Genomic DNA, 23664 nt, shown 5'->3' with positions numbered 1-23664 from the left:
GCGGCAGGCGCAAACTGCTCAAGCGGAGAAATTAATGCGACCTTCAGGCCGCGCGCCCGACGAAATGCGCGCCATCACTATCGAAACCGGCTTCACCAAGCATGCTGAAGGCTCCTGCCTTATCAGCTTTGGCGACACGCGCGTGCTGTGCACGGCCTCTGTCGAAGAACGCATTCCGCCGTGGCTGCGCGGCAAGGGCCAGGGCTGGGTCACGGGCGAATACTCGATGCTGCCCCGCGCCACGCACACGCGCGGCTCGCGCGAAGCGGCCAAGGGCAAGCAAAGTGGAAGAACACAGGAAATCCAGCGCCTTATCGGTCGTAGTTTACGCGCCGTTTGCGACATGGAGAAGCTCGGCGAGCGCCAGATCACGCTCGACTGCGACGTGATCCAGGCCGATGGCGGCACTCGCACGGCCTCCATCTCCGGCGCTTGGGTTGCCCTGCGCATGGCGGTTAACAAGCTGATGGAATCCGGCGCGATCAAGGACGATCCGCTGACCGCCAAGATCGCCGCGATTTCCTGCGGCATCTACAATGGCACGCCGGTGCTCGATCTCGACTACGACGAGGACTCGAACGCCGATGCCGATGCCAACTTCGTGCTGATCGAAGGCGGCCAAATCGCCGAGGCACAGGCCACGGCCGAAGGCGCGACCTACGACGAGGAAGGCCTGCTGCGCCTTCTCCGACTCGCCCAGATGGGCTGCGGTGAAATCTTCAAGGCGCAGGAGGCCGCGGTAAAGTGACGCGCAAGCTCGGCGGCGGGAAACTGGTTATTGCCACGCACAATGCGGGCAAGCTGAAGGAAATCTCTGCCCTGCTGGCGCCTTACGGCACGGATTGCATCTCGGCAGGCTCGCTGGGCCTGCCCGAGCCGCCCGAGACCGGGAAGACCTTCGTCGAGAACGCCGTTATCAAGGCGCGGGCTGCGGCTGAAGCTTCGGGCCTCGTCGCGCTGGCCGACGATAGCGGCCTGTCGGTTTCGGCGCTCGACGGGCGTCCGGGCGTCTACACGGCGGACTGGGCCGAGCGCCAATGGTTCGAAGGCGATCCGGGGCGCGACTGGTACATGGCCATGGGGAAGGTCGAAGGCATGTTGCAGGCGCTTGGGCCGGATACACCGCGCGATTGCTGGTTCTGCTGTGTTCTCGCCCTTGCCTGGCCGGATGGCGAGTACCTAGTCTACGAAGGCCGCGCCAACGGCACCCTGACATGGCCGCCGCGCGGCACCATGGGGTTCGGCTACGATCCCGTCTTCGTGCCGGTGGGCCGCGACGTGACCTTCGCCGAGCTGGAACCGGACGAGAAGAAGGCCATCAGCCACCGCGCCGATGCCTTCGCCAAGCTGGTCGCGGACCAGTTCGGAGTCTAGGCTGTAGCGCATGGCGCGCGCGCTCTACATCCACTGGCCCTTCTGCCTCGCAAAGTGTCCGTACTGCGACTTCAACTCGCACGTCCGCGATAGCGTTGACGTTGCGGCGTGGCAGGACGCGCTGCTCGCCGACATGCGGCACGAGGCGGAACTGGCGGGCGGTGAACCGCTGACCTCGATCTTCTTTGGCGGTGGGACGCCTTCGCTGATGCCGCCGCGCTTGGTCGAGGCGCTGCTGGCCGAGGCGGCGAAACTCTGGGGTTTTGCGCTCGATATCGAGATCACGCTGGAGGCCAATCCGTCCTCGGTCGAGGCGGCGAACTTCGCCGATCTTGCCACTGCGGGCGTCAATCGCGTCTCGCTGGGCCTGCAGTCGCTCGACGACGAGGCGCTGCGTTTTCTTGGCCGCCTCCACAACGCCGCAGAAGGACTCAGCGCCCTTGAAGTGGCCCAGAAGGCGTTCGAGCGGGTTTCATTCGACCTCATCTATGCCCTGCCCGACCAGTCGCCCGAGCATTGGCGCGAGCAATTGGAGCACGCCCTGGGTTTCGGCACGTCGCACCTGTCGCTGTACCAACTGACCATCGAGCCGGGTACGCGCTTTGAAACCGACGTTCGCCGCGGCGGCTTCACGCCGCTCGACGATGATCTCGCTGCCCACCTCTACCAAGTGACAGCGGAGATGACCTCGGCTGCGGGGATGCCGGCCTATGAGGTGAGCAACTACGCTCGCCCGGGCGAGGAGAGCCGTCACAACCTGACCTACTGGCGTTACCAGGACTATGCCGGGATCGGCCCCGGTGCCCATGGACGGCGCGGGGGCATGGCGACGTTCCGCCACAAGAAACCGGAGAACTGGCTGGGTGCCGTTGAGCGCAACGGGCACGGGCTGAAGCAGGAAGAGGCATTGTCACGCTCCGACCAGGCGAGCGAAGCCCTGCTGATGGGGCTGCGCCTTGGCGAGGGGATTGATATCGCCGCGCTTTCGGCGCGGGTCGACATGCCCGAAGAGGCCTTGCTACGTCCCTCGATGATGCAGCAGTTCGGCGGCATGGACCTGATCTGGCGCAAGGGTAATCGCGTGGGCGTCACGCCCAAGGGCATGCCGCTGCTCGATGCCGTGCTGGCGGGGGTTATCGAAGACGATCTGCTGTTCGCATGACTGCCTCTGCGCTTCTCGACCAGTGGGAGGAACACCTCGCGATCGGGCGGCGGCGCAGTCCGCATACGGTGCGAGCCTATCTGCGGACGGCTGAACGACTGGTCGAAGCGCTCGGCCTCGACGAATGGCAATCTGTCTCTGCCGTCACCACGCGAGACTTGCGCGGCCATCTTGCGGCGCGCCGGGCCGAGGGCCTCGGCAATGTCTCGGCAGCGCGCGAGCTTTCGGCACTCAAGGGCTTCATTGCTTTCGCGCGCGCGCAGGTGGACGCGGAACCGGGCACTGGCCCTCGCCTGCGCGGCCCGCGCATCAAGAAAGGCCTGCCCCGCCCGATCACTCCTGACGAGGTGACCGGTCTTGTGCAGATGGTAGCGGACATGGCGGACGAAGGCTGGACCGGCCGCCGCGACGCCGCCGTACTGCTGCTGATGTACGGCGCGGGCCTGCGCATCGCCGAAGCGCTGTCGCTGACAGCAGACCAGTTGCCGCTGGGCGAAACGCTGGTCGTCACCGGCAAGGGCAACAAGCAACGCGTGGTCCCCTTGATCCCAGTGGTTTGTGATGCGGTGGCATCATATGCCGCTGCCTGCCCCCACCAGCTCGAAAGAGGTGAGCCACTGTTTCGCGGAGCCAAGGGTGGCCCGCTGTCGCAAGGCATGGTGCAGAAAGCCATGGCACGGGCGCGCAAGGCGCTGGGCCTGCCGGCCACGGCGACGCCGCACGCGCTGCGGCACTCATTCGCCACCCACTTGCTTGGCTCCGGAGCCGACTTGCGCAGCCTGCAGGAGCTGCTTGGCCATGCTTCGCTTGGGTCGACGCAGATCTACACCAAGGTCGATGCGGCCAAGATGCTCGACGCCTACCGAAACGCCCACCCTCGCGAGAAGTAGGCGTTTTCCACAAGACCTGAGGTTTGGATAGCGTTTGGTTACATCGCCGCGTGACGGCGTTCCAGCGCATCCCAGATCATTCCTGGTGTGTTGGTGCCGTTGTACTTGTCGATCGCGACGATCCCGGTGGGCGAAGTGACGTTGATTTCGGTCAGCCATTCGCCGCCGATCACGTCGATACCCACAAAAGTCAGCCCGCGCCGTTCCAGTTCCGGAGCCATGGCATCGCAGATCTCCTGCTCGCGCGTGGTCAGCTGGCTGGCCTCGGCTGAACCGCCCTGCGCGAGGTTGGAACGGAATTCGCCCTCGCCCGGCTTGCGGTTGATCGCGCCGGCCACCACGCCATCTACCAGCACGATGCGCTTGTCGCCTTCCGCCACGCTGGGCAGGAAAGGTTGCACCATGTGCGGTTCGGGCCAGGTCTGGTTGAACACTTCGAACAAGGCCGAGGTGTTGGTGCCGTCGGCGTCGATCTTGAAGATCGCCTTGCCGCCATTGCCGTGCAGCGGCTTCACCACGACAGCGCCGTGTTCCTTCTGGAAATCGATCACGTCCTGCAGGGTTCGCGCGATGAGCGTCGGCGGCATGAACTGCGCGTAGTCGAGCACGAACATCTTCTCGGGCGCGTTGATCACCTCGCGCGGGTCATTGCTGACCAGCGTCGCGCCCTTCAACCGGTCAAGCAGCAGCGCGGAGCTGATATAGCCTAGGTGGAATGGCGGGTCCTGCCGCATCAGCACCACGTCGATATCCTCGGCGAGGTCGATGCGGCGCAATTCGCCAGCAGTGAAGTGATCGCCCTCGACCCGCTGGACGGTGACCGGCTTGGCCCAGGCGGTGATCTTGCCGTCGCGGTAAGCCAGTGTGGCGACATCATAGTGCCACACGGAATGTCCGCGTGCCTGTGCTTCCAGCATCAGGGCAAAGCTGGAATCGCCAGCGATCTTGATGGTCTCCATCGGGTCCATCTGGACGGCTACGCGCAGGCTCATGTTGTCTTCTTCCTATGGCATCCAGGCGTTTGCGATGTGGCGAGGCTCGGCGTCAGGTGCAAGCAGGATCACGTCGATCCGCAGGTCTTCGCCCTGTGTGGCATATTCATGCGCGACCGATTCCGCCGCCGCCGCGACCCGCGACAGCCGGTATTCGTCGATAGCAAGGTCGAGGTCGGCCGCCTTGCGTCGCCATTTCACTTCGACAAAGGCCACCAGCCCTTTGCGGCGCGCGACGAGGTCGATCTCGCCGACCTTCGTCTTGCGGCGACGGGCGGCGATTTCCCAGCCCCGTGCCATGAGCCAGTCGGCAGCTGCATCCTCGGCCTTGCGGCCCTGCGCCTCTGCCTGCTGGCGTTTCACGGATTCTCGGGTCCCTGGCCCTTCAGTTCCATTGCGCGGGCATAGAGCGCCTTGCGGTCCATCCCCGTTGCCTTGGCCACCTGCGCCACGGCCTTGGAGGCTTTCTCGGTCTTGAGCAATTCTACCAGCATGGCCTCGGCATCGGCCTCACTGGATTCGGCCTCCGCTGGCGGGCCGACCAGCAGCACGATCTCGCCCCGGGGAGGATGGGCTTCGTAATGGGCCAGCACCTCTTCGGCAGAGCCGCTGCGGCATTCTTCGTAAAGCTTCGTGATCTCGCGCGCGACAGCCACTTCGCGGCCCGGCAAGACCTCGGCAATGGCCGCGAGGCTCTTGGTCAGGCGCGGTGCGGTTTCGAAGAAGATCAGCGTGGAGCGCAGGCCCGCCAGTTCCTCCAGCACGTCGCGCCGGGCCTTGTCCTTGGGCGGCAGGAAACCCGCGAACAGGAAGCGGTCGTTGGGCAGGCCCGACAGTGCCAGTGCCGCCAGCGGGGCATTGGCACCTGGCAGCACCGTAACTGGAATGTCAGCTGCGCGGGCATCCTTCACCAGCCGGTATCCGGGATCGGAGACCAGCGGCATTCCCGCATCGCTCACCAAGGCTATGGCCTTGCCGCGCATGGCCTCGACCATATGCTCGCGGTCCTTGGCCGATGCATGGTCATCGTGGCGCCATAACGGCTTCGATATGTCGAGGTGACGAATCAGTTTCTGCGTAACTCGGGTGTCTTCGCAGGCGATTGCATCACATCGCGCCAGCGTGTCGGCTGCCCGCATGGTGATATCGCCGAGATTGCCAATCGGGGTCGCGACTATATAGAGGCCGGGAGATAAGGGTCCGCTTTGCTCGCTCACGAGCGTGGCATGGACCATGTGCAGTGGAGACAGCAAGCATGTTCGGCAATTTGAAGCGGATTCTGGTCGCGGGTGCAGTCACCCTCCTGATGGCCGGCTGTACCGTAATCCCGGACGGCGACGGCTCACGCCCCGATGGCGGTGGCCCGGTCATCACCCAGCCGACCGGACCGAGCGATGCCGTGCTGCCCGAGGACGAGGGTCGTCACCGCGTAGCCTTGCTCGTGCCGATGAGCGGCTCCAATGCCGATGTCGGGCAGTCGATCGCCAATGCCACCACGATGGCCTTGCTCGATACGGGTGCCGAGAACCTGCGCATCACCACCTACGACACGGGCGGGGGTGCCGGTGCTGCGGCCAGCCGCGCGATTGCCGACGGCAACCGCTTGATCCTTGGTCCCCTGCAGCGCGACAACGTGGGCGCCGTTTTGGCGCAGGCCCGCGCGGCAGACGTCCCGCTGATCACTTTTTCGAACGACACGACGGTCGCTCGCAACGACGTGTTCGTGATGGGCCACGTGCCCGAGCAGTCCGTCGTGCGCACGGTGAATTTTGCCATCGACGAGGGGGCGCGGCACTTTGCCATCCTCGCCCCGCGCGGTGACTATGGAAACCGCACCACCTCCGCTGCCGAAGCAGCCGTGCTGGCGCGCGGCGGCTCCATCGTGGACGTACAGCGCTATGACCGGAACAACACCTCGATCATCAGCGCGGCGGAACGCCTCGCCGCGCAGGGTGGCTATGACACCGTCTTGATCGCCGACAGCGCGCGGCTTGCTGCCTTGGCTGCACCGCGCCTCAAGGATGCTGGTGATGACCTGCCCTCGATCATCGGCACCGAACTGTGGAGCCGCCAGGACTCGCTGCTGACCGTGCCGTCCATGCGCAATGGCTGGTTCGCTGCCGTGCCTGACGACCGCTTCCGCCAGTTCGCCTCCAGCTATGAATCGCGTTTTGGCGAGCAGCCGTTCCGGATTGCCACGCTCGGCTATGACGCCGTGCTGCTGACACTGCGCCTGACGCGCGACTGGCGTCCGGGCACGGACCTGCCCGCTGGCCTGTTGACCGATGACGGCGGTTTCCTCGGCCTCGACGGGGTGATCCGCTTCCAGAGCAATGGCGTGGGTGAACGGACCATGGAAGTGCGCCAGATCGGCAACGGCGTCTTTACCGTTGTCAGCCCTGCACCCACCAGCTTCTGATCACCGGATAAGTTTGCCTGGCCAACTTGAAGCCGGGGATTCCCCGGGCCTATAGCTGGGTCATGAGCAACGACCTGTTCGAAGACCTGCCGCAAGGCGGCGGCGACTACGATTCTTCCTCCATCGAGGTGCTGGAAGGGCTGGAGCCCGTGCGGCGCCGCCCGGGCATGTACATCGGCGGTACCGATGACCGCGCGCTGCACCACCTTGCCGCCGAAGTGCTCGATAACTCCATGGACGAGGCTGTGGCAGGCCACGCCAACCGCATCGAGATGGTGCTGGAAGAAGGCAACCGCCTGACCATCACCGACAACGGTCGCGGCATGCCGGTGGACGAACATCCCAAGTTTCCCGGCAAGTCCACGCTCGAAGTGATCATGACCACGCTGCACTCGGGCGGCAAGTTCTCGGGCAAGGCCTATGCCACCAGCGGCGGTCTGCACGGCGTCGGCGTCAGCGTGGTGAACGCGCTGTCGAGCCATACCCGGGTGGAAGTGGCGCGCAACAAGCAGGTTTTCGCGCAGGAATTCTCGCGCGGCGTACCGCAGGGTGGCCTCACCAAGGTGGGGGATACGCCCAACCGGCGCGGCACCAGTGTCACCTTTGTGCCCGACACCGAGATTTTCGGGGACCGCAATTTCAACCCCAAGCGGCTGTTCAAGCTGGCGCGTTCGAAAGCCTACCTGTTCGCGGGCGTCGAAATCCGCTGGAAGTGCGCACCTTCACTTGCATCGGAAGAAGTGCCGCAAGAGGCGACCTTCCAGTTCCCGGGCGGTCTCGCCGATCACCTGCGCGAGGAAGTCGGAGAGCGCGAATGCGTGACGGCGGACTTCTTTACCGGGTCGCAGGACTTCCCCGAAATCGACGGTGTGCAGCAAGGTCGTGTCGAATGGGCCGTGGCCTGGCCACTGTGGTCCGACGGATCGACCAGCTGGTACTGCAACACGGTGCCCACGCCCGATGGCGGTACACACGAGCAAGGCCTTCGCGCGGCATTGACCAAGGGCCTGCGTGCCTTCGGTGAGCTGACTTCGACCAAGAAGGCCAAGGACATCACCGCCGACGACGTGATGACTGGCTCTGAGATCATGCTCAGCGTTTTCGTCCGCGATCCGCAGTTCCAGTCGCAGACCAAGGACCGCCTGACTTCGCCCGAGGCCGCACGCCTCGTCGAGAATGCGGTGCGCGACCACTTCGATCATTTCCTCTCCGACAACATGGAGCGTGGCCGCGCGCTGCTGGGCGCGGTGATGGAGCGCATGGAGGAACGCCTCAAGCGTAAGCAGGAACGCGAGATCAAGCGCAAGACGGCGACGAATGCCAAGAAGCTGCGCCTGCCCGGCAAGCTGACCGACTGTTCGGGCGACGGCGAAGGCGAGACCGAGCTGTTCATCGTCGAAGGCGACAGCGCCGGTGGCAGCGCCAAGCAGGCGCGCAACCGCAAGACCCAGGCGATCCTGCCGATCCGCGGCAAGATCCTCAACGTCGCCAGCGCCACGGCGGACAAGATCCGCGCCAACAGCGAGATCGCCGACCTGTCACTGGCGCTCGGCTGCGGCACCCGCAAGGAATGCGACGCCGAACAGCTGCGCTACGACCGCGTTGTCATCATGACCGACGCCGACGTCGACGGCGCACATATCGCCACCCTGCTGATGACCTTCTTCTTCCAGGAAATGCCCGATCTCGTGCGCAAGGGACACCTCTACCTCGCCCAGCCGCCGCTCTACCGGCTCACCGCAGGCAAGGAGAGCCGCTACGCCCGCGATGACGAGCATCGCGCCGAGCTGGAAGCGACGGTGTTCAAGGGCAAGAAGGTCGAGGTCAGCCGCTTCAAGGGCCTTGGCGAGATGAACCCGCAGCAGCTGCGGGAAACGACAATGGCGCCGGAAAGCCGCAGCCTTGTCCGCATCACCCTGCCCGAGCATCACGAGCAGCGTTATGCGGTGAAGGAACTGGTCGACCAGCTGATGGGCCGCAACCCCGAACACCGCTTCAACTTCATCCAGAACCGCGCCGGCGAAATCGATCGCGACCTGATTGACGCCTGACGCCTAGCTGTCTTAATGTCGCAATACACGTGGCTGGAAAAGGCTGCTGCGACATGGAGATAGCGCGATGAAACGGTTCCTGATCATATGCCTGGCGCCGGTCCTGGCCTTGGGCTTGCAGGGCAGCCCTCTGCGCGCGCAATCCGCCGAGGATGTCGAACGGCTTGAGCATCGCGCCGAGGATATTGTCGCGGCCATGGGCGGCGAGGCGGTCTATGGCGAGGTCTTTACGGACCAGTTTGTCGAGGCCGTGCCGGCTACCCAGTTCACCGCCATCCAGGGGCAGATCGAGAGCCAGTTCGGCCCGTTGATCGGCGTGGACAGCGTGGAGGCGGTCACACCGAACGGCGCCAATATCGCCATCCGGTTCGAGCGCGGCCTCGCCAGCGGCCAGTTCACGCTGGAGAACGGCGAACCCTACGAGGTGACTGGCTTCCTGCTCACCGACGTTCGTCCGATCGGGGACAGTGTTGAGCAATTGCTGGCAGACATTGCCACCCTTCCCGGCGAAACCGGTGTCCTTGTCACTTCGCTTGTCTCTGGAATCGAGCCAGTCGCGGCCAGCAATGCCGATCAGCAATTTGCCATCGGCTCCACCTTCAAGCTCTACGTGTTGTCGGCCCTCGCCCATTCAATCGCTGCGGGCGAGCGCAACTGGGATGATGTCGTGCACCTGAGCGAGCGCAGCTATCCCGGCGGGCAGTTGCAGAACTGGCCGCTCGGTTCACCGGTGACCCTGCACACACTTGCAACCCTGATGATATCCAACAGCGACAATACGGCGACTGACCAGCTGATCGCTGTCCTCGGGCGCGAGGCAGTCGAGGCAGAGCTGGTGGCGGCGAGCCATTCGGATCCGTCGGCCACCCTGCCCTTCCTCACGACACGCGAAATGTTCGTGCTGAAGTCCACCACCAGCGTCGATCCAGGCGAGTATCTGGCCGCCGATCTCGACTGGCGACGCGACGCGCTGGATTCCCTGGGCGACGTCGAACCGGAAATGGCCGATGTCATGGCAGCCTTCACCGGGGGCCCGAACCTGATCGATATAGAGTGGTTCGCCTCGCCGACCGATATTGCCCGTCTGTTGCAGCGGCTTGCGGCGCTGGAAGACGACACCGCACTGGGCGTGCTCGCCGTCAATCCCTCCATGTCCGACAGCATGCAGGGCGCGTGGGACTATGCCGGTTACAAGGGCGGCTCCGAACCCGGCGTGCTCAACCTCACCTGGCTGCTGCGGGACGATGCCAGCGGCTGGCAGGTCGTCACGCTGAGCTGGAACAATCCCGAAGAGGTGCTGGACAATGCCCGACTCGAGATGCTCGGCATGCGCGCCATCGCGCTGGCGAGCGCCCCTGCGGCTGACTAGTCGAGGATGTAGGCCATCTCGAGGTCACCCCAGCGGCGGCCGTTGATGATTAGCGGGATGTAGACGTTGCGCACGACCTGGTAGTCGTTGCCGCCACTTTCGCGGCGATAGACCGCCATCATGTAGTCGTCGTTGCTGGCCTTGGCCCGCGCGTCGATTGCCCCGAACAGGATGCGACCGTTGCGGCAGAACTGCGTGTCATGGGCAACATTGCCGGTGGGGGCCTGCGAATTGCGCGTCAGGTGCGTGGGCAGGAAGCCGTTCATGTCGGTGCAGGCGAAGGCTGCGACCCGGCTGTCTGCCGCGGTGAAGCGGTCGATCATCGGCCGCCAGACCCTGTCCGCCCAGGCATTCAGGCCCGTGCGATAGCGTGGCGGATTGCTGCCTTCGATCTCGCGATAATTGGTGTCGAACAGGTCATGCTGGCTGATTTCGCCGTTGGCGAGTGCCGCTTCGGTGATTTCGGCAACCTCGCGGGCGCGCTGTTGCCCCACTTCCACCATCTGGCTGTCAGCGGGTGACAGGCCCGCCTTCACCAGCGCATCGAACATGCCGCTGGCGGTAAGTTCCAGCGTTTCGATGCGATCGTGGGCCTTGTTGAGGTGCTGTTCGTTCGAAACAACGACTTTGCCGAATTCGCCGAGCACGTCCTGCACGTTGAGCACGTGGACGCCGATCTTCGAGCTGTTGCGGACGATCTGGTCGTTCTGGCCGTCGACTTCGCTGATCAGTTCGCACACCTCGGTGATGGTCTGCTCGATCTGGCTGACGGACTTGCGCGCTTCGCTGCTGTCTTCCGCCCCCGTGCTGATCTTGCCGATCACCAGTTCGGCTTCGCTCTCCAGCGTTTCGATGGTGCGGGTGATTTCCTTGCTGGCACGGTGGGCGTTGCCAGCAAGGTTCTTCACCTCGTTGGCGACGACCGAGAAGGTGCGACCGGCTTCACCGGCACGGTGCGCCTCGATCGTGGCGTTGAGGGCCAGGATATTGGTGTTGTCGGCGATTTCCTCGATTTCCTGCGAGGTACGCTTCACCTGCTCCATTGCTGCCGCAAAGCCGGTGATGTGCAGGGACAGTTCCTGCACGGCTTCGAGCAGGTGGCTGATCTGTTGCAGCGAGGAATGGATGTGGGTCCGGCCCGTTTCCAGCTGCTCCAGCGCGCGTTGCGAAAGCAGGCGCGATTCATCGCAGGCGTCGCTGACCAGCTTCTGGTCCGTATCCAGCGTGTTGACCGTGGTCTTGAGCGCTTCGTGTTCGCTGTGCAGGGCGCGGAAACTTTCGATGACCTGCTGGACCACGCCGGCAACATCCGAGCAGCCAACGGTAACATCTCCGCACTGGCGCGAGATATTGTCGATATCCTTGAACTGCGATTCCGGGATTGCAACGTGTTCCATGAGTGGATCGGTCCTTTGAAGCCTTGCGGACTTCCCTAACCCACCATGGTTACCTGCGATTTAATGTTCAGACGTTTTTCCGCCTGACCGGATCAGAACTCGCGCGGGACGTTGGCAAACATCGCTTTTACTGCCGGTCGATCATGGATCTGCTGCAACCAGCGCACCAATCCAGGCGTATCGTTCTCGTTCACCAGCTCGGGGAAACCCTTGTCCATGCCCCCCGCGATGGCGAAGTTGCAGATGTCGGCCAGCGAATAGACGCCGCCGGCCAGCCATTCGTTGTCGCGCAGGTGATCGTCGAGGCGCTTCACCGACACGCCGATCTTGCGCATTTCCTCGTCGAGCAGGTCCTGCGGGAAGCCTTCACGCGCACGCCGCCATTTCACCTGCTGTTCGGGGATGGGAATGTTGTTTACCACTTCCTCGAACTCGGCGTCTGACAGGTCCTTCACCATCTTGCTGACATGTCGGTGCCAGCCGATGGTGGAGACGCACCAGCAGAAATATTCGTCGACCCACTTGGTCCAGATGCGCATCTGCGCGACGTCATAATGGCTGGCGGGACGCAGCTTCACTTCGGTCGGATGGGCATCTTCCAGGTATTCGCAGATCACCGTGCTTTCGGTGATGATCTTGCCGTCGTCTTCCAGCGCCGGAACCTGCCCGCGTGGGTTGATCGCCTTGTACCAGTCCGAATGGTGTTCGAACTTGGCCGGGTTGAGCAGCTTGTGCTCGAACTCCAGTCCCTTCTCATAAAGCGCCAGCGTGGGCTTCAGTGAATTCGCACCCGGACCAAAACTGTAAAGCTTGAGCATGCCCTCTCCTCTTTTGGGCTCACCCTATCAGTACAGCAGCAGGTCAGCCACCTGATCCCGCCATATCGCCTCGTTGGGCGCTGTCATTTGATCGAGATCAGCCGGTGTGGCGGCACTGTCGTCGACCCATTCACGAAGGCCGCTGCCGCCGTTGATCACGTCGATCGCCAGCACGTCGTTGGTATATTCGTATTTGAAGTCCGTGCCGCGCCAGATTGGGTAGTCGGAATAGAGGTTCCGGATGGCCTTGAAGGCGAGCGCCTGCAGGCGCCATGGGCGGAAGGACTCGTGATCGTAGAACGGGCCCTCTGCATGGATCATCAGGGCGTTGCAGAGCTTGCCCTGGTGCTTGTGGAATGTCGGTTCGAACCAGCAATCGCGCAGAGCGCACCCTGCCAGCCAGTCGGGAGCGAGGCGGTGCATTTCTGTAAGCACGGCCTTGGCGTCCACGTCAGGTGCACCGAACAGCACTTCCAGCGGGCGGGTGGTTCCCCTGCCCTCGCTCAGCGTCGCGCCTTCAATCATCACCGTACCGGCATAGGCGCGGGCCATGTTGATATTGGCGGCATTGGGCGACGGATTGATCCAGATGCGGTCTTCCGGCCAGCCGTAGCCGGGACCTTCGGGCAACCAGTAATGCATGGTGACGACACGGTAATCGACGTCGATGCCAAAGTGACGGATGAACCACTGGCCCATCTCGCCCATGGTCAGGCCGTGTCGCATCGGCATCGGGGCGGCACCGACGAAGCTCTCCATGCCGGTTTGCAGAAGCGTGCCTTCGACGGGGCGGCCTGCCGGATTGGGCCGGTCGAGCACCCACACGCTCTTGCCGTGCTTGCTCGCCTCTTCGAGCAAGTAGAGCAGCGTGGTGACGAAGGTGTAGATCCGGCAGCCGAGGTCCTGCAGGTCGAACAGGAAGACGTCGGCACTGTCCATCATCGCGGCAGTGGGTCGGCGCACCTCGCCATAAAGGCTGAAAACAGGGATGCCGTAGACCGGATCGGTCTCGTCGGCGGTCTCCACCATGTTGTCCTGCTTGTCGCCCTTCAGCCCGTGCTGCGGCCCGAACGCGCTGGTGACATTCACGCCAGCTGCGACCAGCGCATCGAGGCTGTGTGTCAGGTCCGCTGTCACGGATGCCGGATGGGCGACAAGCGCCACGCGCTTGCCGCCCAACGACTTCAGCAGGTCTGGTTCGGCAAGGAGCCGGTCAATTCCGAATTTCATGCAGCGCGGGTTCGCGCAAGTGCGCCTCCGAAGCAAGCAGGATCGTGGAAATCGGGCTGTTCCTTGTGGTGCGAAATCGCCCAATAGCTCTTCACTCCGCCTTCTTCCTCGATCACGGCGGAAAGGCCGATGGCTGCGGGCGGCTCAGGCATCTGCACGCGGGGCAGGCTGGCATCGAAGATTGCTATCGCCTGGCCGACGCGGAAGGTGCAATCAGGTTCGCGCTGGAACGTGCGATTGCGCATGCCTTCACGGTAGTCATCGAAATCGTAAGCAGCCCAGCGTTCCGATGGCGACAGGTTGAATTCTGAATAGGAAGGCGTGCCATCCTTCTCCATCATGAAGAGTTCGAAACAGGTGCTCTTCCATAACTCATCCCCCCGGCCCTTCCCTGCGAACGAGGGCACGACCAGCTTGGACGGCCCGTCGATGCGCCAGCGGACGCGCATCCAGTTGTCTGTGAGTGAAAGAACCCTTGCTTCAACCCGTCGGACGGCAAGTGGTGGATGTGATGCATGTGCGACCAGATCATGCGTTTGCAAGTGAGATTCCCCGTGCTACGCGCCCCCATTCCCATGAACCAAGGCGCCAAATCCCCCGAGATGACGACTTACGAATCTGAATTGCTGCAATTGCTGACAGAGCGCGGCTATGTCCATCAGGTGACGGACGCTGTGAGACTGGATGCCCTAGCTGCGCGACAAACCGTGCCGGGATATATCGGTTTCGACGCAACGGCGCCATCCCTGCACGTCGGATCGCTGGTGCAGATCATGATGCTGCGCCGTCTGCAGCAGAGCGGCCACAAGCCTATCGTGCTGATGGGCGGCGCCACAACGCGCATCGGTGACCCGACCGGGCGCGACGAAAGCCGCAAGATGCTGTCGGAAGAGACGATTGCGGAAAACATTGCCTCGATCCGCACGGTGTTCGAGCGGCTGCTGACCTTCGGCGACGGGCGGACCGACGCCGTGATGGTCGACAACTACGACTGGCTGGGCGGAATCGGTTATATCGAGATGCTGCGCGAGGTCGGCACGCACTTCACGATCAACCGGATGCTGACATTCGATTCGGTCAAACTGCGCCTCGATCGCGAGCAGCCGATGACATTCCTCGAATTCAATTACATGATCCTGCAAGGGTACGACTTCCGTCACCTGGCGCAGGAAATGGGTGCGCGCCTGCAGATGGGCGGCAGCGACCAGTGGGGCAATATCATCAACGGTATCGAACTGGGGCGCCGCATGGACGGCACGGAGCTGTTCGGGCTGACGACCCCGCTGCTGACCACTGCCGACGGCGGCAAGATGGGCAAGACCGCATCGGGTGCCGTCTGGCTCAACGAGGCGCAGCTGCCGAGCTATGATTTCTGGCAGTACTGGCGCAACACCGACGACCGCGACGTGGGCCGCTTCCTGAAGCTGTTCACTGACCTGCCGCTGGACGAGATCGCGCGCCTCGAAGCTCTCGAAGGCAGCGAAATCAACGCCGCCAAGGTCGTGCTGGCCAATGAAGTGACAAAGCTCGTGCGCGGTGAAGAAGCCGCTGCTTCGGCGCGCGCCACTGCCGAACAGACCTTTGCCGGTGGCGGACGCGGTGAGGATTTGCCGACGCTGGAAGTGCCCGTAGAGGGCATTCGCATCGGCGCGGCATTAACCGAACTGGGCTTCACCCAGTCCAACGGGGAAGCCAAGCGCAAGGTGGCCGAGGGCGCGGTCAAGCTGGGCGACGAAACCATAGGCGATCCGGGGCACCTGGTGCAGCTGGCTAGCGGCGCAGAGGTGCGACTGAGCCTTGGCAAGAAGCGGCATGGTATCCTTCGCGGGAGCTAACTTTACCAAAAGTGCACCATTTCCTGTCACCACAGCCTTCACTTAGGTTTTTTTGGGAGGCAACGGCAGGTCATGGCAGGGGGCGCACAGCTATCCGTCACCGATTTGCGACGCTCGACGCGTCACCCGGTGGACTACTCGGTAATTGCCGAACACTTGAGTCACGGCGACGTGACCATGCATATCTCGAACATCTCCGCCCATGGGTTCATGGTCGACGGGATCAAGGATATCAGCCGTGGTGATCGCATGATCATCCGCCTGCCCGGCGTTGGCCGGATCGAGGCCTATTGTATCTGGATCACGGATGATCGCGCAGGCTTCCAGTTCGAACGCATCGTGCGCATCGACGACTTCCAGACCATGATCACGGAAATGCAGCCCAATCCGGCGCTACGTCGGCGCGGCTGAACTTTACCCCGGCCAAATTCGATTGACTTGGCAAGCGCCCCGGGCGCTGCCATTGCGCCTGCGTGAGTATCCCTTCGCACCCCTTCAAAGTCGCCAATTTCCGGGCCTACTGGCTCGCCCGCCTGTCGCTGACGCTGGCGCAGTACGCCATGCTGCTGATCATCGGGTGGCAGACCTACAACCTTGCCCGCGATGGCGGGATGAGCGTGGGCGAGGCATCGGGCCAGCTGGCCCTGATCGGCTTGCTGCAATTCGTCCCGCTGTTCTTACTGACACCGTTTACCGGGCTGGCTGCCGACCGCTTCGACCGGCGCAACCTTGGTCGACTCACTGTCCTGCTGCAGACTCTGTGCGCCGGCACCCTGGCATTCTTTACCTGGCAGGACGCAATCTCGCTGCCGGTGCTCTATTCGGTGGCCGTGTTCCTTGGCGTCGCCCGCGCTTTCTCCGGACCGGCATTCTCGGCTCTCGCCCCCAACCTCGTTCCGGCAGCGATCCTTCCCAACGCCATCGCGCTGTCTTCCATCGCCTGGCAAGTTGGCATGATCGTCGGGCCGGCGGTGGGCGGTTACCTCTACGTCTTCGCACCCGCCCTGCCCTATGTCGCCGCTGTCGTGCTGTTCCTGCTGTCGCTGGTGGCACTGACCTTCATTGGCCATGTTCCGCGCGGCGCACCGCGCAGCACTGGCAGGCCGATCCACCAGATCCGCGAGGGGCTGGCCTACGTCTACCAGAACAAGATGGTACTCGGCTCGATCACGCTGGACCTGTTCGCCGTATTTCTGGCCGGTGCGACAGCACTGTTCCCGGTCTTCGCGCGCGACATCCTGGAGGTCGGCTCGCGCGGTCTTAGCCAGCTGGCAATGGCTCCTGCCATCGGTGCGGCGCTGACCGCGCTGTGGTTCTCCTTCAGCCCGCTTAAGAACAATGTCGGACCCAAGATGCTCGCTTCCGTAGGCGTGTTCGGGCTGGCCACTATCGTCTTCGGCCTGTCGACCTGGATGCCGCTGAGCCTCGCCATGCTGGTGATCGTCGGTGCGGCAGACATGTTCAGCGTCTATATCCGGCAGTCGCTGATCCAGCTGCACACGCCAGACGACAAGCGCGGGCGGGTATCTGCCGTGTCGCAGATGACCATCAGTGCCTCCAACGAGTTCGGCGACTTCTTCTCCGGCAGCCTTGCCTTCATCATCGGCCCGGTCGCGGCGGTAGTAGTAGGTGGCGCCGGGGCCATCGTCACCGTTCTCGCCTACACGGGCCTGTTTCCGGTGCTGCGAACAACCAAGACCTTCGATCCGCCCGAAGATGTGTTAGACAAGCCTGAAGAGGTAACAAACGAGAAAGCCAGCGAGGGAGCCTGAGCCATGAAGTTCGACAATGTCCTGCAATCAATCGGCAGCACGCCGCATATCCGCCTGTCGCGGCTGTTCCCGAACCACGAAGTGTGGATCAAGAGCGAGCGTGCCAATCCGGGCGGCTCGATCAAGGATCGCATCGCGCTGGCCATGATCGAGGATGCCGAGGCTTCGGGTACGCTTAAGCCGGGTGGCACGATTATCGAACCTACCAGTGGCAACACCGGTGTGGGCCTTGCCATGGTCGGCGCGGTGAAAGGCTACAAGGTGATCCTTGTCATGCCTGACAGCATGAGCATCGAGCGCCGCCGCCTGATGCTGGCCTATGGTGCCCAATTCGACCTGACCCCGCGCGAGCTGGGCGTGAAAGGTGCCATCGCCCGCGCCGAGGAGCTGGTTTCGCAGACCCCGAACTCGTGGATGCCGCAGCAGTTCGACAACCCCTCCAACGTGGCCGTCCATGCCCGCACAACCGCACAGGAAATCATCGCCGACTTCAGCGACGCGCCCCCGGCCTACCTCATCACCGGTGTCGGCACCGGCGGCCACCTGACCGGCTGCGCCGAGGCGCTGAAAGAGGTCTGGCCCGAAATGAAGGCCTTTGCCGTCGAGCCTGCCCTGTCGCCGGTCATCTCTGGCGGCCAGCCTGCCCCGCACCCGATCCAGGGCATCGGCGCCGGCTTCATCCCGGATAACCTGCACACCAATGCCATCGACGGCGCGATCCAGGTGGATGGCGAAGACGCCAAGGAAATGGCCCGCCGCTGCGCACGTGAGGAAGGCCTGCTTGTCGGTATTAGCTCTGGCGCGACGCTGGCTGCCATTGCCGCCAAGCTGGAAGAGCTGGAGCCGGGTACGCGGGTGCTCGGCTTCAACTACGACACGGGCGAGCGATACCTCTCTGTCCCCGAGTTCCTGCCGACCGAATGAGCACCTTCGAAGACCTCGCTTACGACGACGCTGGCGCCCGGCTGACCGGTCTGCTCGCGCGGCCCGAAGGCGTGCCCAAGGGCGCGGTGCTGGTGTTTCCGACGATCATGAACCCCACGGGCTCGGTCAGGGACAAGGCCCTGTCGCTGGCTGGTGACGGCTACCTGACGCTGGTGGCCGACTTTTACGGCAAGACGCCCAAGGACTTCGACGAGGCGCGACTGTTCGCCAGCGAGATCCGGCAGGCCCACGAACTCTATCGCCAGCGCCTGCGTGCAAGTTTGCGGGCACTGGCGCGGCTCGATGAGACCAAGGACCTGCCGTTCTTCGTCATCGGTTTCTGCATGGGCGGGCAGGCCGCGCTGGAGCTTGCCCGCGAAGGGGCTCCGGTCGAAGCGGCGGTGAGTTTCCACGGCTTGCTCGACACCCAGATGCCCGCGCAGCCGGGATCAGTCGGTGCTCGTATCCTGGTGTGTCATGGCGATGCCGACCCGATGGTTCCGCGTGAGCAGGTGTTGAAATTCTGGCAGGAAATGGATCGTGCCGAGGCCAACTGGCATTTCCATTCCTATTCGGGCGTGAAGCACGGTTTCACCAACCCTGCCCCCAGCGAGAATCCCGCGACCGGCTATGATGCCAGTGCCGATCGCCAAAGCTGGTCGGCCATGCACGCCCTGTTCGACGAGGTTATGGCAGGCTGACACCGCACCTTGATCCTGGCTGCGACGCGGCATAGTCTTCGCTGGAATGGGATCGAACAGTTTGCTTTGGGGGAAGCACAGGTGGAATCCGCGACTCCTGCAACTGCAGGGCGAAATCGACCGCTTCTTTACCGTTGGCTGAAGGCGCGGCGCCATGCGCTGAACGCCTGGGGGGCAAAGTATTCCAGGATCCCGGATCAGCCTGTGCTCGATCCTGCCTTGTTCGACTGGGCTCCGGAAATTTCGCGGCACTGGTCGGACATTCGCGAAGAAGCCCTGGCGATCTACCGCGACGTCGAAGCCATCCCGCCGCTTCGCCGCATTTCCCCTGACCATCGCCGCATCGCTTCGGATGACAGGTGGCGCAGCTTTTTCCTGCTTGGCTACGGCCACGAAGTCCCGGCCAATATAGCGCGCGCACGGCGGACATACGAACTGGTGAAGCGCATCCCGAAGCTCAACTCGGCCTTCTTCTCCATCCTCGCCCCGGGTGCGCACATCGTCCGACATCGCGGTGTCACCAAGGGGTTCTTCACCGCCCACCTTGGGCTTGTCGTCCCTGAAGACAGCGAGAACTGCACGATACAGGTGAACGACCAGGACCTGCATTGGAAAGCCGGTGAGTGGACCATGTTCGACGACACCTGCGAACACGAGGTGTGGAATAATACCGACCAGCCGCGCATCATCCTGCTGTGCCAGGTCGGCAGGCCGCTGCGGTGGCCCGCCAGCTGGGTCGCAACCGCTTTCATGCTCTACATCAAGCACAGCCCTTTCGTGCGCGAGGCGAGGCACGAATTACGCAGTTGGGACGATGCCTTCCGCGTCGCCGAGGATAACGAGCGCGTCTAGATCGCGCGGACGAAAGCGTCCTCCGGCAAGGCCATAAGGTTCTCCGCCCCGGCTTCGACCTTCCGCCGCAGCATCGCGGTTGCGGGCAAGCTGCGTTCGGCAAAGTGACGCGCGGTGATGCGTTTGGCGGCAGAGAATTCGTCGTCGCGTCCTTCGACAGCCTTCACCATGCGCACCCACATCCAGCCGATGGCGACATGTCCGATCAGTTCCATGAAGGCATAGGATCCGGCGCCCAGCGCGTTGGGATCTTTCGCGGCTTGCTCCAGCATGGACTGCGCAGCCTTGGCGGCATCGCCGAGGGCAGTCTGCATCGGTGCCACAAGCCAGTCCGGCGCGCCGTCCAGATCGGCAGCGACCATGGCAGCAAATTTCTGCGCCACCTGCCCGCCGTCCTTGGCCAGCTTGCGTCCGGCAAGGTCCAGCGCCTGTACGCCGTTGGCACCTTCGTAGATCATGCCGATACGGGCATCGCGCACGATCTGCTCCATGCCCCATTCCTTGACGTAACCGTGCCCGCCAAAGACTTGCTGCATGTCGACCGCGGTCTGGAAGCCGCTGTCGGTACCGAAGGCCTTGATGACCGGCGTCAGGAAGGAAACCAGTGCGTCGGCATCCTTGTCGCCATGGTGCGCGGCATCGATCTGCATCGCGGTCCAAAGCACCAGCGCGCGGAAACCTTCGGCAAAGGCGCGGGCGTCCAGCAGCAGGCGGCGCACATCGGGATGGACCAGCAGCGAGTCGGCGGGAGCCGAGGGATCGGCCCGCTTGCCCATCGCGCGGCCCTGCTTGCGCTCGGTCGCGTAGGTGGCAGCGCGCTGGTATGCGTGTTCGGCGTGGGCGAGGCCCTGCACGCCCACGCCAAGGCGCGCGGCGTTCATCATGATGAACATGGCGGCGAGGCCGGCATTCTCTTCGCCCAGCAGCCAGCCAGTCGCCCCGTCGAAATTCATCACGCAGGTCGCCGAGCCATTGAGCCCCATCTTGTGCTCGATCGCCGAGCAGCCGAGCGCATTCTTCTCACCGTCCGGCAGCACCTTGGGCACCAGGAACAACGAAATGCCGCGCGAACCGGCAGGCGCGTCAGGCACGCGGGCCAGCACCAGGTGGATGATGTTCTCGGTCAGGTCGTGTTCGCCGCCCGAGATGAAGATCTTCTCGCCGCTGATGGAGTAAGTGCCGTTCCCGGCAGGCTCCGCCTTGGTACGCATCAGGCCAAGGTCGGTACCCGCATGGCCTTCGGTCAGCGCCATGGTGGCGAGCCATTCGCCGCTGATGATCGGCGGGACGTAGGTGTCCTTCAGGTGATCCGATCCCGCCGCAAGGATGGTCGAAGTCGCGCCGCCGACAATGCCGGGATACATCATGAAACCTGGGCAGGCCGAATTCATGTATTCCTCGAACACCGTGCCCAGCACGTGCGGCAAGCCCTGCCCGCCGTATTCCTCGGGCATGGCGAGCGTGTTCCAGCCTGCTTCCTGCAACTGCTTGTAGGCCTGCTTGAAGCCTTCGGGCGTGGTGACGCTGCCATCGGCATGGCGGGTGCAGCCTTGCGCGTCGGCCACCGGGTTCAGCGGGGCGAGCACGTCAGTGCAGAATGCGCCCATGCCTTCGATCAGGGCCTGCACCGTTTCCTCGTCCAGCATGTCATAGCCGGGGAGCGTGCAATCCTGCACTTTCAGCAGGTCGTTGAGGACGAAGAGAGTGTCGCGCGTGGGCGCGGTCCAACCGGTCATTCCGAGTCTCCAAGCAAGGCCAGCCCCTTGCCATCGACACGCCGGTAAAAGCAACTGCGTGCGCCCGTGTGGCAGGTGGGACCTGCGGGAAGGGCTTTCAGCACCAGAGCATCCTGGTCGCAGTCGACGAGAATCTCCTGCACCGCGAGCACGTGGCCGGAGCTTTCGCCCTTCTTCCACAGCTTGCCGCGGCTACGCGAGTGGAAGTGCGCCTCGCCGCTGTCGAGAGTGGCTTGCAGCGCCTCTTCGTCCATGAAGGCCACCATCAGCACTTCGCCGGTTTCGGCGTGCTGCACGACGGCGGACAACAGGCCCGCAGCGTCAAACTTCGGCATGAAATTGCGGCCCGCTTCGCGATCGGCCGTGTCACTGGAAATGATGCTGTTCCTTATTGCAAATGGAAATCAAGTTGCACTCTGCGTACCTGTTTGTTGCACGATAAACACAATCCACATGCAAATACTATCGATTGCAACAAAGCCGCTTTGCAGTTGAACCTTTCGGTGGAATGAATGCACCTCGGCTTTGACGAGCCGTCTGCCATTCCGGCCAGGGAGTGGGAGGGTCCCGGAGTCCGAAGAGGCAATGGGTCATGAGGGTTTGGAACGGACGCGCGAGCTGGGGGGCTGCGCGAAAGTTCCAGCGAAATCGTCACGCGAACGCCCGGGGCTAAACACCCCGGGCGTTTTGCGTTTCTAGGCCGGCACCCGCGCAAAACAGGCAACGTGGACCCTTGCCACCCCCGCCTTGTCGAGTGCCGCGATGCAGGCATTGGTGGTGGCACCGCTCGTCAACACATCGTCGACCAGCAGGACCTGGGCACCCCTGATCTGGTTGTCTCGCCTTGGGTTCGCGGTGATCGCTCCTTTCAAGACCGCCGCGCGCTCCTTGCGACCCAAGCCTCCAAGGCTCGGCGTCCGCTTGGGCCTGAGCAGACCGTCAACCAACAGTCTGGCGCCCGAAAGCTGGGCGAGTTCACGTGCGATCAGGGCCGACTGGTTGAACCCGCGATGCCAGAGGCGCAGGCGGTGGAGCGGCACGGGTACGGCCAGCCAATTGCCCTGCAGCACGCCCAGTCGCGCGTTGATCTGCCGCGCCATCATCCGGGCGAGCGCGATCTTGCCGCCATGCTTGAAGTTCAGCACCAGCTGGCGCGCCGAATCGTTGTAGATAGTGACCGCTGTGACCGGTGACTTGCCGGGTAGGTCGGCCGGAATCTCCAGCGTCGACCAGCATTCGGTACAAAGCCCGTCCTGCGCGGCAATGGCATCGCCGCACAGCGGGCAGCGCGGCGGGTAGATCAGGTCCACCAGCGGGGCAAAGGCCTGTTTGAGCAGCATTTGGCCTATGCTGCCTGCGGGCAGGCTTGTAGGCAAGCGTGCATGGCCACAGCACCGCCCACCATATTCTCGCCTGCCCGCAAGCTGGCTCGTCGTCGCCGTGCCGAAGCGATCTACAATCGCTACGATTCGGAAATCTTCCTGATCGAGCACATGGCGGACGATATCTTCGAGCGGCTCAGTTTCATGCGGCACGAGGGACACAATGTGCTGATTGACGGGTTCGGGGATCACCTGGTGGCCGAACTGCCCTGGAATCATCCGGCCAGTTTCCACTATCTCGAGGAGCAGGACCTCGATCAGCCAGCAAGGCATGTCGCCGGCTCGTTCGATCTCGTCGTGAGCGTCGGCATGCTCGACAAGCTGAATGACCTGCCCGGCGCGCTCATCCAGATGCGCGAACTGCTGGCACCGGACGGCGTGGCGATTGCCAGCTTCGTCGGCGGGGCCAGCCTACCCAAGCTCCGTCGCGCCATGTTCGAGGCCGAACCCGATCGCCCGGCCGCCCGCATGCATCCGCTGGTAGACCCGCGGTCCTGCCCGCAACTGCTCGGCAGGGCGGGATGGAAAGACCCGGTGGTCGACAGCCATGTCCTGACCGTCCGTTACGGTTCGCTCGACCGGCTCGTGCAGGACCTGCGCGTGCACGCCATGGGCAGCGTACTGGCAGAGCCTGCTCCGCCGCTCACCCGGGCCGGCCGCGAGCGGGCAAGGGCCGCGTTCGTGGCGCAGGCGGACGAGGACGGGAAGGTCAGCGAGACCTTCGAGATCATTACCCTGACCGGCCGGCGCTAGGCCCGGC

24 protein-coding genes are annotated in these 23664 nt (G+C 63.6%); 14 read left to right on the top strand and 10 right to left on the bottom strand.

The window, feature by feature from the left end; translation table 11 throughout:
- The first annotated feature begins 34 nt into the window (after positions 1 to 34).
- The 4 genes from rph to AAEO60_RS06235 are packed head-to-tail and all read left to right on the top strand — an operon-like array spanning position 35 to position 3426.
- Positions 35 to 748: a ribonuclease PH gene (rph, locus tag AAEO60_RS06250; RefSeq protein WP_341672790.1), complete on the top strand. Its 714-nt coding sequence runs from the start codon at positions 35 to 37 to the stop codon at positions 746 to 748.
- Positions 745 to 1374, top strand: coding sequence for an RdgB/HAM1 family non-canonical purine NTP pyrophosphatase (gene rdgB / locus AAEO60_RS06245; protein WP_341672789.1), 630 nt, complete (start codon positions 745 to 747; stop codon positions 1372 to 1374). The genes rph and rdgB overlap by 4 nt, the downstream gene beginning before the upstream one ends.
- Before the next feature lie 10 nt (positions 1375 to 1384).
- Positions 1385 to 2536: a radical SAM family heme chaperone HemW gene (hemW, locus tag AAEO60_RS06240; RefSeq protein ID WP_341672788.1), complete on the top strand. Its 1152-nt coding sequence runs from the start codon at positions 1385 to 1387 to the stop codon at positions 2534 to 2536.
- Entirely contained in the window at positions 2533 to 3426 is an 894-nt protein-coding gene (locus AAEO60_RS06235) for a tyrosine recombinase XerC (RefSeq protein WP_341672787.1), read from the top strand. The genes hemW and AAEO60_RS06235 overlap by 4 nt, the downstream gene beginning before the upstream one ends.
- Before the next feature lie 38 nt (positions 3427 to 3464).
- On the opposite strand, the gene gshB is transcribed toward AAEO60_RS06235, so the two are convergent.
- Genes gshB through rsmI form a run of 3 tightly spaced genes read right to left on the bottom strand, consistent with a single transcriptional unit; the run spans position 3465 to position 5653 of the window.
- On the bottom strand, positions 3465 to 4418 hold the full coding sequence (gene gshB / locus AAEO60_RS06230; protein WP_341672786.1) for a glutathione synthase: 954 nt from the start codon (positions 4416 to 4418) through the stop codon (positions 3465 to 3467).
- 12 nt (positions 4419 to 4430) lie between these two features.
- Complete coding sequence (locus tag AAEO60_RS06225; protein ID WP_341672785.1) at positions 4431 to 4781, bottom strand: YraN family protein; 351 nt, start codon at positions 4779 to 4781, stop codon at positions 4431 to 4433.
- Positions 4778 to 5653: a 16S rRNA (cytidine(1402)-2'-O)-methyltransferase gene (gene rsmI / locus AAEO60_RS06220; protein ID WP_423970098.1), complete on the bottom strand. Its 876-nt coding sequence runs from the start codon at positions 5651 to 5653 to the stop codon at positions 4778 to 4780. The genes AAEO60_RS06225 and rsmI overlap by 4 nt, the downstream gene beginning before the upstream one ends.
- Before the next feature lie 20 nt (positions 5654 to 5673).
- On the opposite strand from rsmI, the gene AAEO60_RS06215 reads away from it, so the two are divergent.
- The 3 genes from AAEO60_RS06215 to AAEO60_RS06205 all read left to right on the top strand — a co-directional run bounded on the left by AAEO60_RS06215 (position 5674) and on the right by AAEO60_RS06205 (position 10257).
- Entirely contained in the window at positions 5674 to 6837 is a 1164-nt protein-coding gene (locus tag AAEO60_RS06215) for a penicillin-binding protein activator (RefSeq protein ID WP_341672783.1), read from the top strand.
- Between the two features lie 62 nt (positions 6838 to 6899).
- Positions 6900 to 8888: a DNA topoisomerase IV subunit B gene (gene parE / locus AAEO60_RS06210; RefSeq protein ID WP_341672782.1), complete on the top strand. Its 1989-nt coding sequence runs from the start codon at positions 6900 to 6902 to the stop codon at positions 8886 to 8888.
- A gap of 67 nt (positions 8889 to 8955) precedes the next feature.
- Positions 8956 to 10257 carry a serine hydrolase gene (locus AAEO60_RS06205; protein ID WP_341672781.1) on the top strand — a complete coding sequence of 434 codons (1302 nt, stop codon included), beginning with the start codon at positions 8956 to 8958 and terminating at the stop codon, positions 10255 to 10257.
- Here AAEO60_RS06205 and AAEO60_RS06200 read toward each other — a convergent pair.
- From AAEO60_RS06200 to AAEO60_RS06185, 4 genes are all read right to left on the bottom strand, one after another.
- Positions 10254 to 11654 (bottom strand): methyl-accepting chemotaxis protein, encoded by a 1401-nt coding sequence (locus AAEO60_RS06200; RefSeq protein WP_341672780.1) that lies wholly within the window; start codon positions 11652 to 11654, stop codon positions 10254 to 10256. The two genes, AAEO60_RS06205 and AAEO60_RS06200, sit on opposite strands and share 4 nt — an antisense overlap.
- Before the next feature lie 92 nt (positions 11655 to 11746).
- Positions 11747 to 12472 carry a glutathione S-transferase family protein gene (locus AAEO60_RS06195; protein WP_341672779.1) on the bottom strand — a complete coding sequence of 242 codons (726 nt, stop codon included), beginning with the start codon at positions 12470 to 12472 and terminating at the stop codon, positions 11747 to 11749.
- A gap of 27 nt (positions 12473 to 12499) precedes the next feature.
- On the bottom strand, positions 12500 to 13702 hold the full coding sequence (locus AAEO60_RS06190; RefSeq protein ID WP_341672778.1) for an exo-beta-N-acetylmuramidase NamZ family protein: 1203 nt from the start codon (positions 13700 to 13702) through the stop codon (positions 12500 to 12502).
- On the bottom strand, positions 13699 to 14244 hold the full coding sequence (locus tag AAEO60_RS06185; protein ID WP_341672777.1) for a DOMON-like domain-containing protein: 546 nt from the start codon (positions 14242 to 14244) through the stop codon (positions 13699 to 13701). The genes AAEO60_RS06190 and AAEO60_RS06185 overlap by 4 nt, the downstream gene beginning before the upstream one ends.
- Positions 14245 to 14304: 60 nt before the next feature.
- Between AAEO60_RS06185 and tyrS the strand changes: the two genes are divergently transcribed.
- From tyrS to AAEO60_RS06155, 6 genes are all read left to right on the top strand, one after another.
- Entirely contained in the window at positions 14305 to 15537 is a 1233-nt protein-coding gene (gene tyrS, locus AAEO60_RS06180; protein WP_341672776.1) for a tyrosine--tRNA ligase, read from the top strand.
- Positions 15538 to 15609: 72 nt separating this feature from the next.
- Positions 15610 to 15948: a PilZ domain-containing protein gene (locus tag AAEO60_RS06175; RefSeq protein ID WP_341672775.1), complete on the top strand. Its 339-nt coding sequence runs from the start codon at positions 15610 to 15612 to the stop codon at positions 15946 to 15948.
- A gap of 62 nt (positions 15949 to 16010) precedes the next feature.
- A complete protein-coding gene (locus tag AAEO60_RS06170) occupies positions 16011 to 17309 on the top strand; it encodes an MFS transporter (protein ID WP_423970096.1) in 1299 nt (432 codons plus the stop codon).
- Between the two features lie 3 nt (positions 17310 to 17312).
- On the top strand, positions 17313 to 18233 hold the full coding sequence (gene cysK / locus AAEO60_RS06165; RefSeq protein WP_341672774.1) for a cysteine synthase A: 921 nt from the start codon (positions 17313 to 17315) through the stop codon (positions 18231 to 18233).
- Positions 18230 to 18934, top strand: coding sequence for a dienelactone hydrolase family protein (locus tag AAEO60_RS06160; RefSeq protein WP_341672773.1), 705 nt, complete (start codon positions 18230 to 18232; stop codon positions 18932 to 18934). Before cysK ends, AAEO60_RS06160 begins: the two co-directional genes overlap by 4 nt.
- 204 nt (positions 18935 to 19138) lie before the next feature.
- Positions 19139 to 19786, top strand: coding sequence for an aspartyl/asparaginyl beta-hydroxylase domain-containing protein (locus AAEO60_RS06155; RefSeq protein ID WP_341672772.1), 648 nt, complete (start codon positions 19139 to 19141; stop codon positions 19784 to 19786).
- On the opposite strand, the gene AAEO60_RS06150 is transcribed toward AAEO60_RS06155, so the two are convergent.
- The 3 genes from AAEO60_RS06150 to AAEO60_RS06140 form a co-directional block, all read right to left on the bottom strand.
- Positions 19783 to 21522: an acyl-CoA dehydrogenase C-terminal domain-containing protein gene (locus AAEO60_RS06150; protein ID WP_341672771.1), complete on the bottom strand. Its 1740-nt coding sequence runs from the start codon at positions 21520 to 21522 to the stop codon at positions 19783 to 19785. The two genes, AAEO60_RS06155 and AAEO60_RS06150, sit on opposite strands and share 4 nt — an antisense overlap.
- A complete protein-coding gene (gene hisI / locus AAEO60_RS06145; protein ID WP_423970138.1) occupies positions 21519 to 21902 on the bottom strand; it encodes a phosphoribosyl-AMP cyclohydrolase in 384 nt (127 codons plus the stop codon). The genes AAEO60_RS06150 and hisI overlap by 4 nt, the downstream gene beginning before the upstream one ends.
- A gap of 315 nt (positions 21903 to 22217) precedes the next feature.
- On the bottom strand, positions 22218 to 22862 hold the full coding sequence (locus AAEO60_RS06140; RefSeq protein ID WP_341672769.1) for a ComF family protein: 645 nt from the start codon (positions 22860 to 22862) through the stop codon (positions 22218 to 22220).
- Between the two features lie 42 nt (positions 22863 to 22904).
- Here AAEO60_RS06140 and AAEO60_RS06135 point away from each other — a divergent pair, with 42 nt between their 5' ends.
- Positions 22905 to 23657, top strand: coding sequence for a methyltransferase domain-containing protein (locus tag AAEO60_RS06135; RefSeq protein ID WP_341672768.1), 753 nt, complete (start codon positions 22905 to 22907; stop codon positions 23655 to 23657).
- Positions 23658 to 23664: the final 7 nt, after the last annotated feature.

It is taken from the genome of Aurantiacibacter gilvus, assembly GCF_038289935.1.
GTDB lineage: Bacteria > Pseudomonadota > Alphaproteobacteria > Sphingomonadales > Sphingomonadaceae > Alteraurantiacibacter > Alteraurantiacibacter gilvus.
The sequence above is the reverse complement of the archived record's forward strand: the minus strand, read 5'-3'. Positions and strand labels throughout refer to the sequence as shown.

Coding starts and splice junctions, on each gene's coding strand:
- rph (WP_341672790.1), top strand. CDS start 35: ATGCGACCTTCAGGCCGCGCGCCCGACGAAATGCGCGCCATCACTATC.
- hemW (WP_341672788.1), top strand. CDS start 1,385: ATGGCGCGCGCGCTCTACATCCACTGGCCCTTCTGCCTCGCAAAGTGT.
- AAEO60_RS06235 (WP_341672787.1), top strand. CDS start 2,533: ATGACTGCCTCTGCGCTTCTCGACCAGTGGGAGGAACACCTCGCGATC.
- gshB (WP_341672786.1), bottom strand. CDS start 4,418: ATGAGCCTGCGCGTAGCCGTCCAGATGGACCCGATGGAGACCATCAAG.
- rsmI (WP_423970098.1), bottom strand. CDS start 5,653: ATGGTCCATGCCACGCTCGTGAGCGAGCAAAGCGGACCCTTATCTCCC.
- AAEO60_RS06215 (WP_341672783.1), top strand. CDS start 5,674: ATGTTCGGCAATTTGAAGCGGATTCTGGTCGCGGGTGCAGTCACCCTC.
- parE (WP_341672782.1), top strand. CDS start 6,900: ATGAGCAACGACCTGTTCGAAGACCTGCCGCAAGGCGGCGGCGACTAC.
- AAEO60_RS06205 (WP_341672781.1), top strand. CDS start 8,956: ATGAAACGGTTCCTGATCATATGCCTGGCGCCGGTCCTGGCCTTGGGC.
- AAEO60_RS06200 (WP_341672780.1), bottom strand. CDS start 11,654: ATGGAACACGTTGCAATCCCGGAATCGCAGTTCAAGGATATCGACAAT.
- AAEO60_RS06195 (WP_341672779.1), bottom strand. CDS start 12,472: ATGCTCAAGCTTTACAGTTTTGGTCCGGGTGCGAATTCACTGAAGCCC.
- AAEO60_RS06190 (WP_341672778.1), bottom strand. CDS start 13,702: ATGAAATTCGGAATTGACCGGCTCCTTGCCGAACCAGACCTGCTGAAG.
- tyrS (WP_341672776.1), top strand. CDS start 14,305: ATGACGACTTACGAATCTGAATTGCTGCAATTGCTGACAGAGCGCGGC.
- AAEO60_RS06175 (WP_341672775.1), top strand. CDS start 15,610: ATGGCAGGGGGCGCACAGCTATCCGTCACCGATTTGCGACGCTCGACG.
- cysK (WP_341672774.1), top strand. CDS start 17,313: ATGAAGTTCGACAATGTCCTGCAATCAATCGGCAGCACGCCGCATATC.
- AAEO60_RS06160 (WP_341672773.1), top strand. CDS start 18,230: ATGAGCACCTTCGAAGACCTCGCTTACGACGACGCTGGCGCCCGGCTG.
- AAEO60_RS06150 (WP_341672771.1), bottom strand. CDS start 21,522: ATGACCGGTTGGACCGCGCCCACGCGCGACACTCTCTTCGTCCTCAAC.
- AAEO60_RS06140 (WP_341672769.1), bottom strand. CDS start 22,862: ATGCTGCTCAAACAGGCCTTTGCCCCGCTGGTGGACCTGATCTACCCG.
- AAEO60_RS06135 (WP_341672768.1), top strand. CDS start 22,905: ATGGCCACAGCACCGCCCACCATATTCTCGCCTGCCCGCAAGCTGGCT.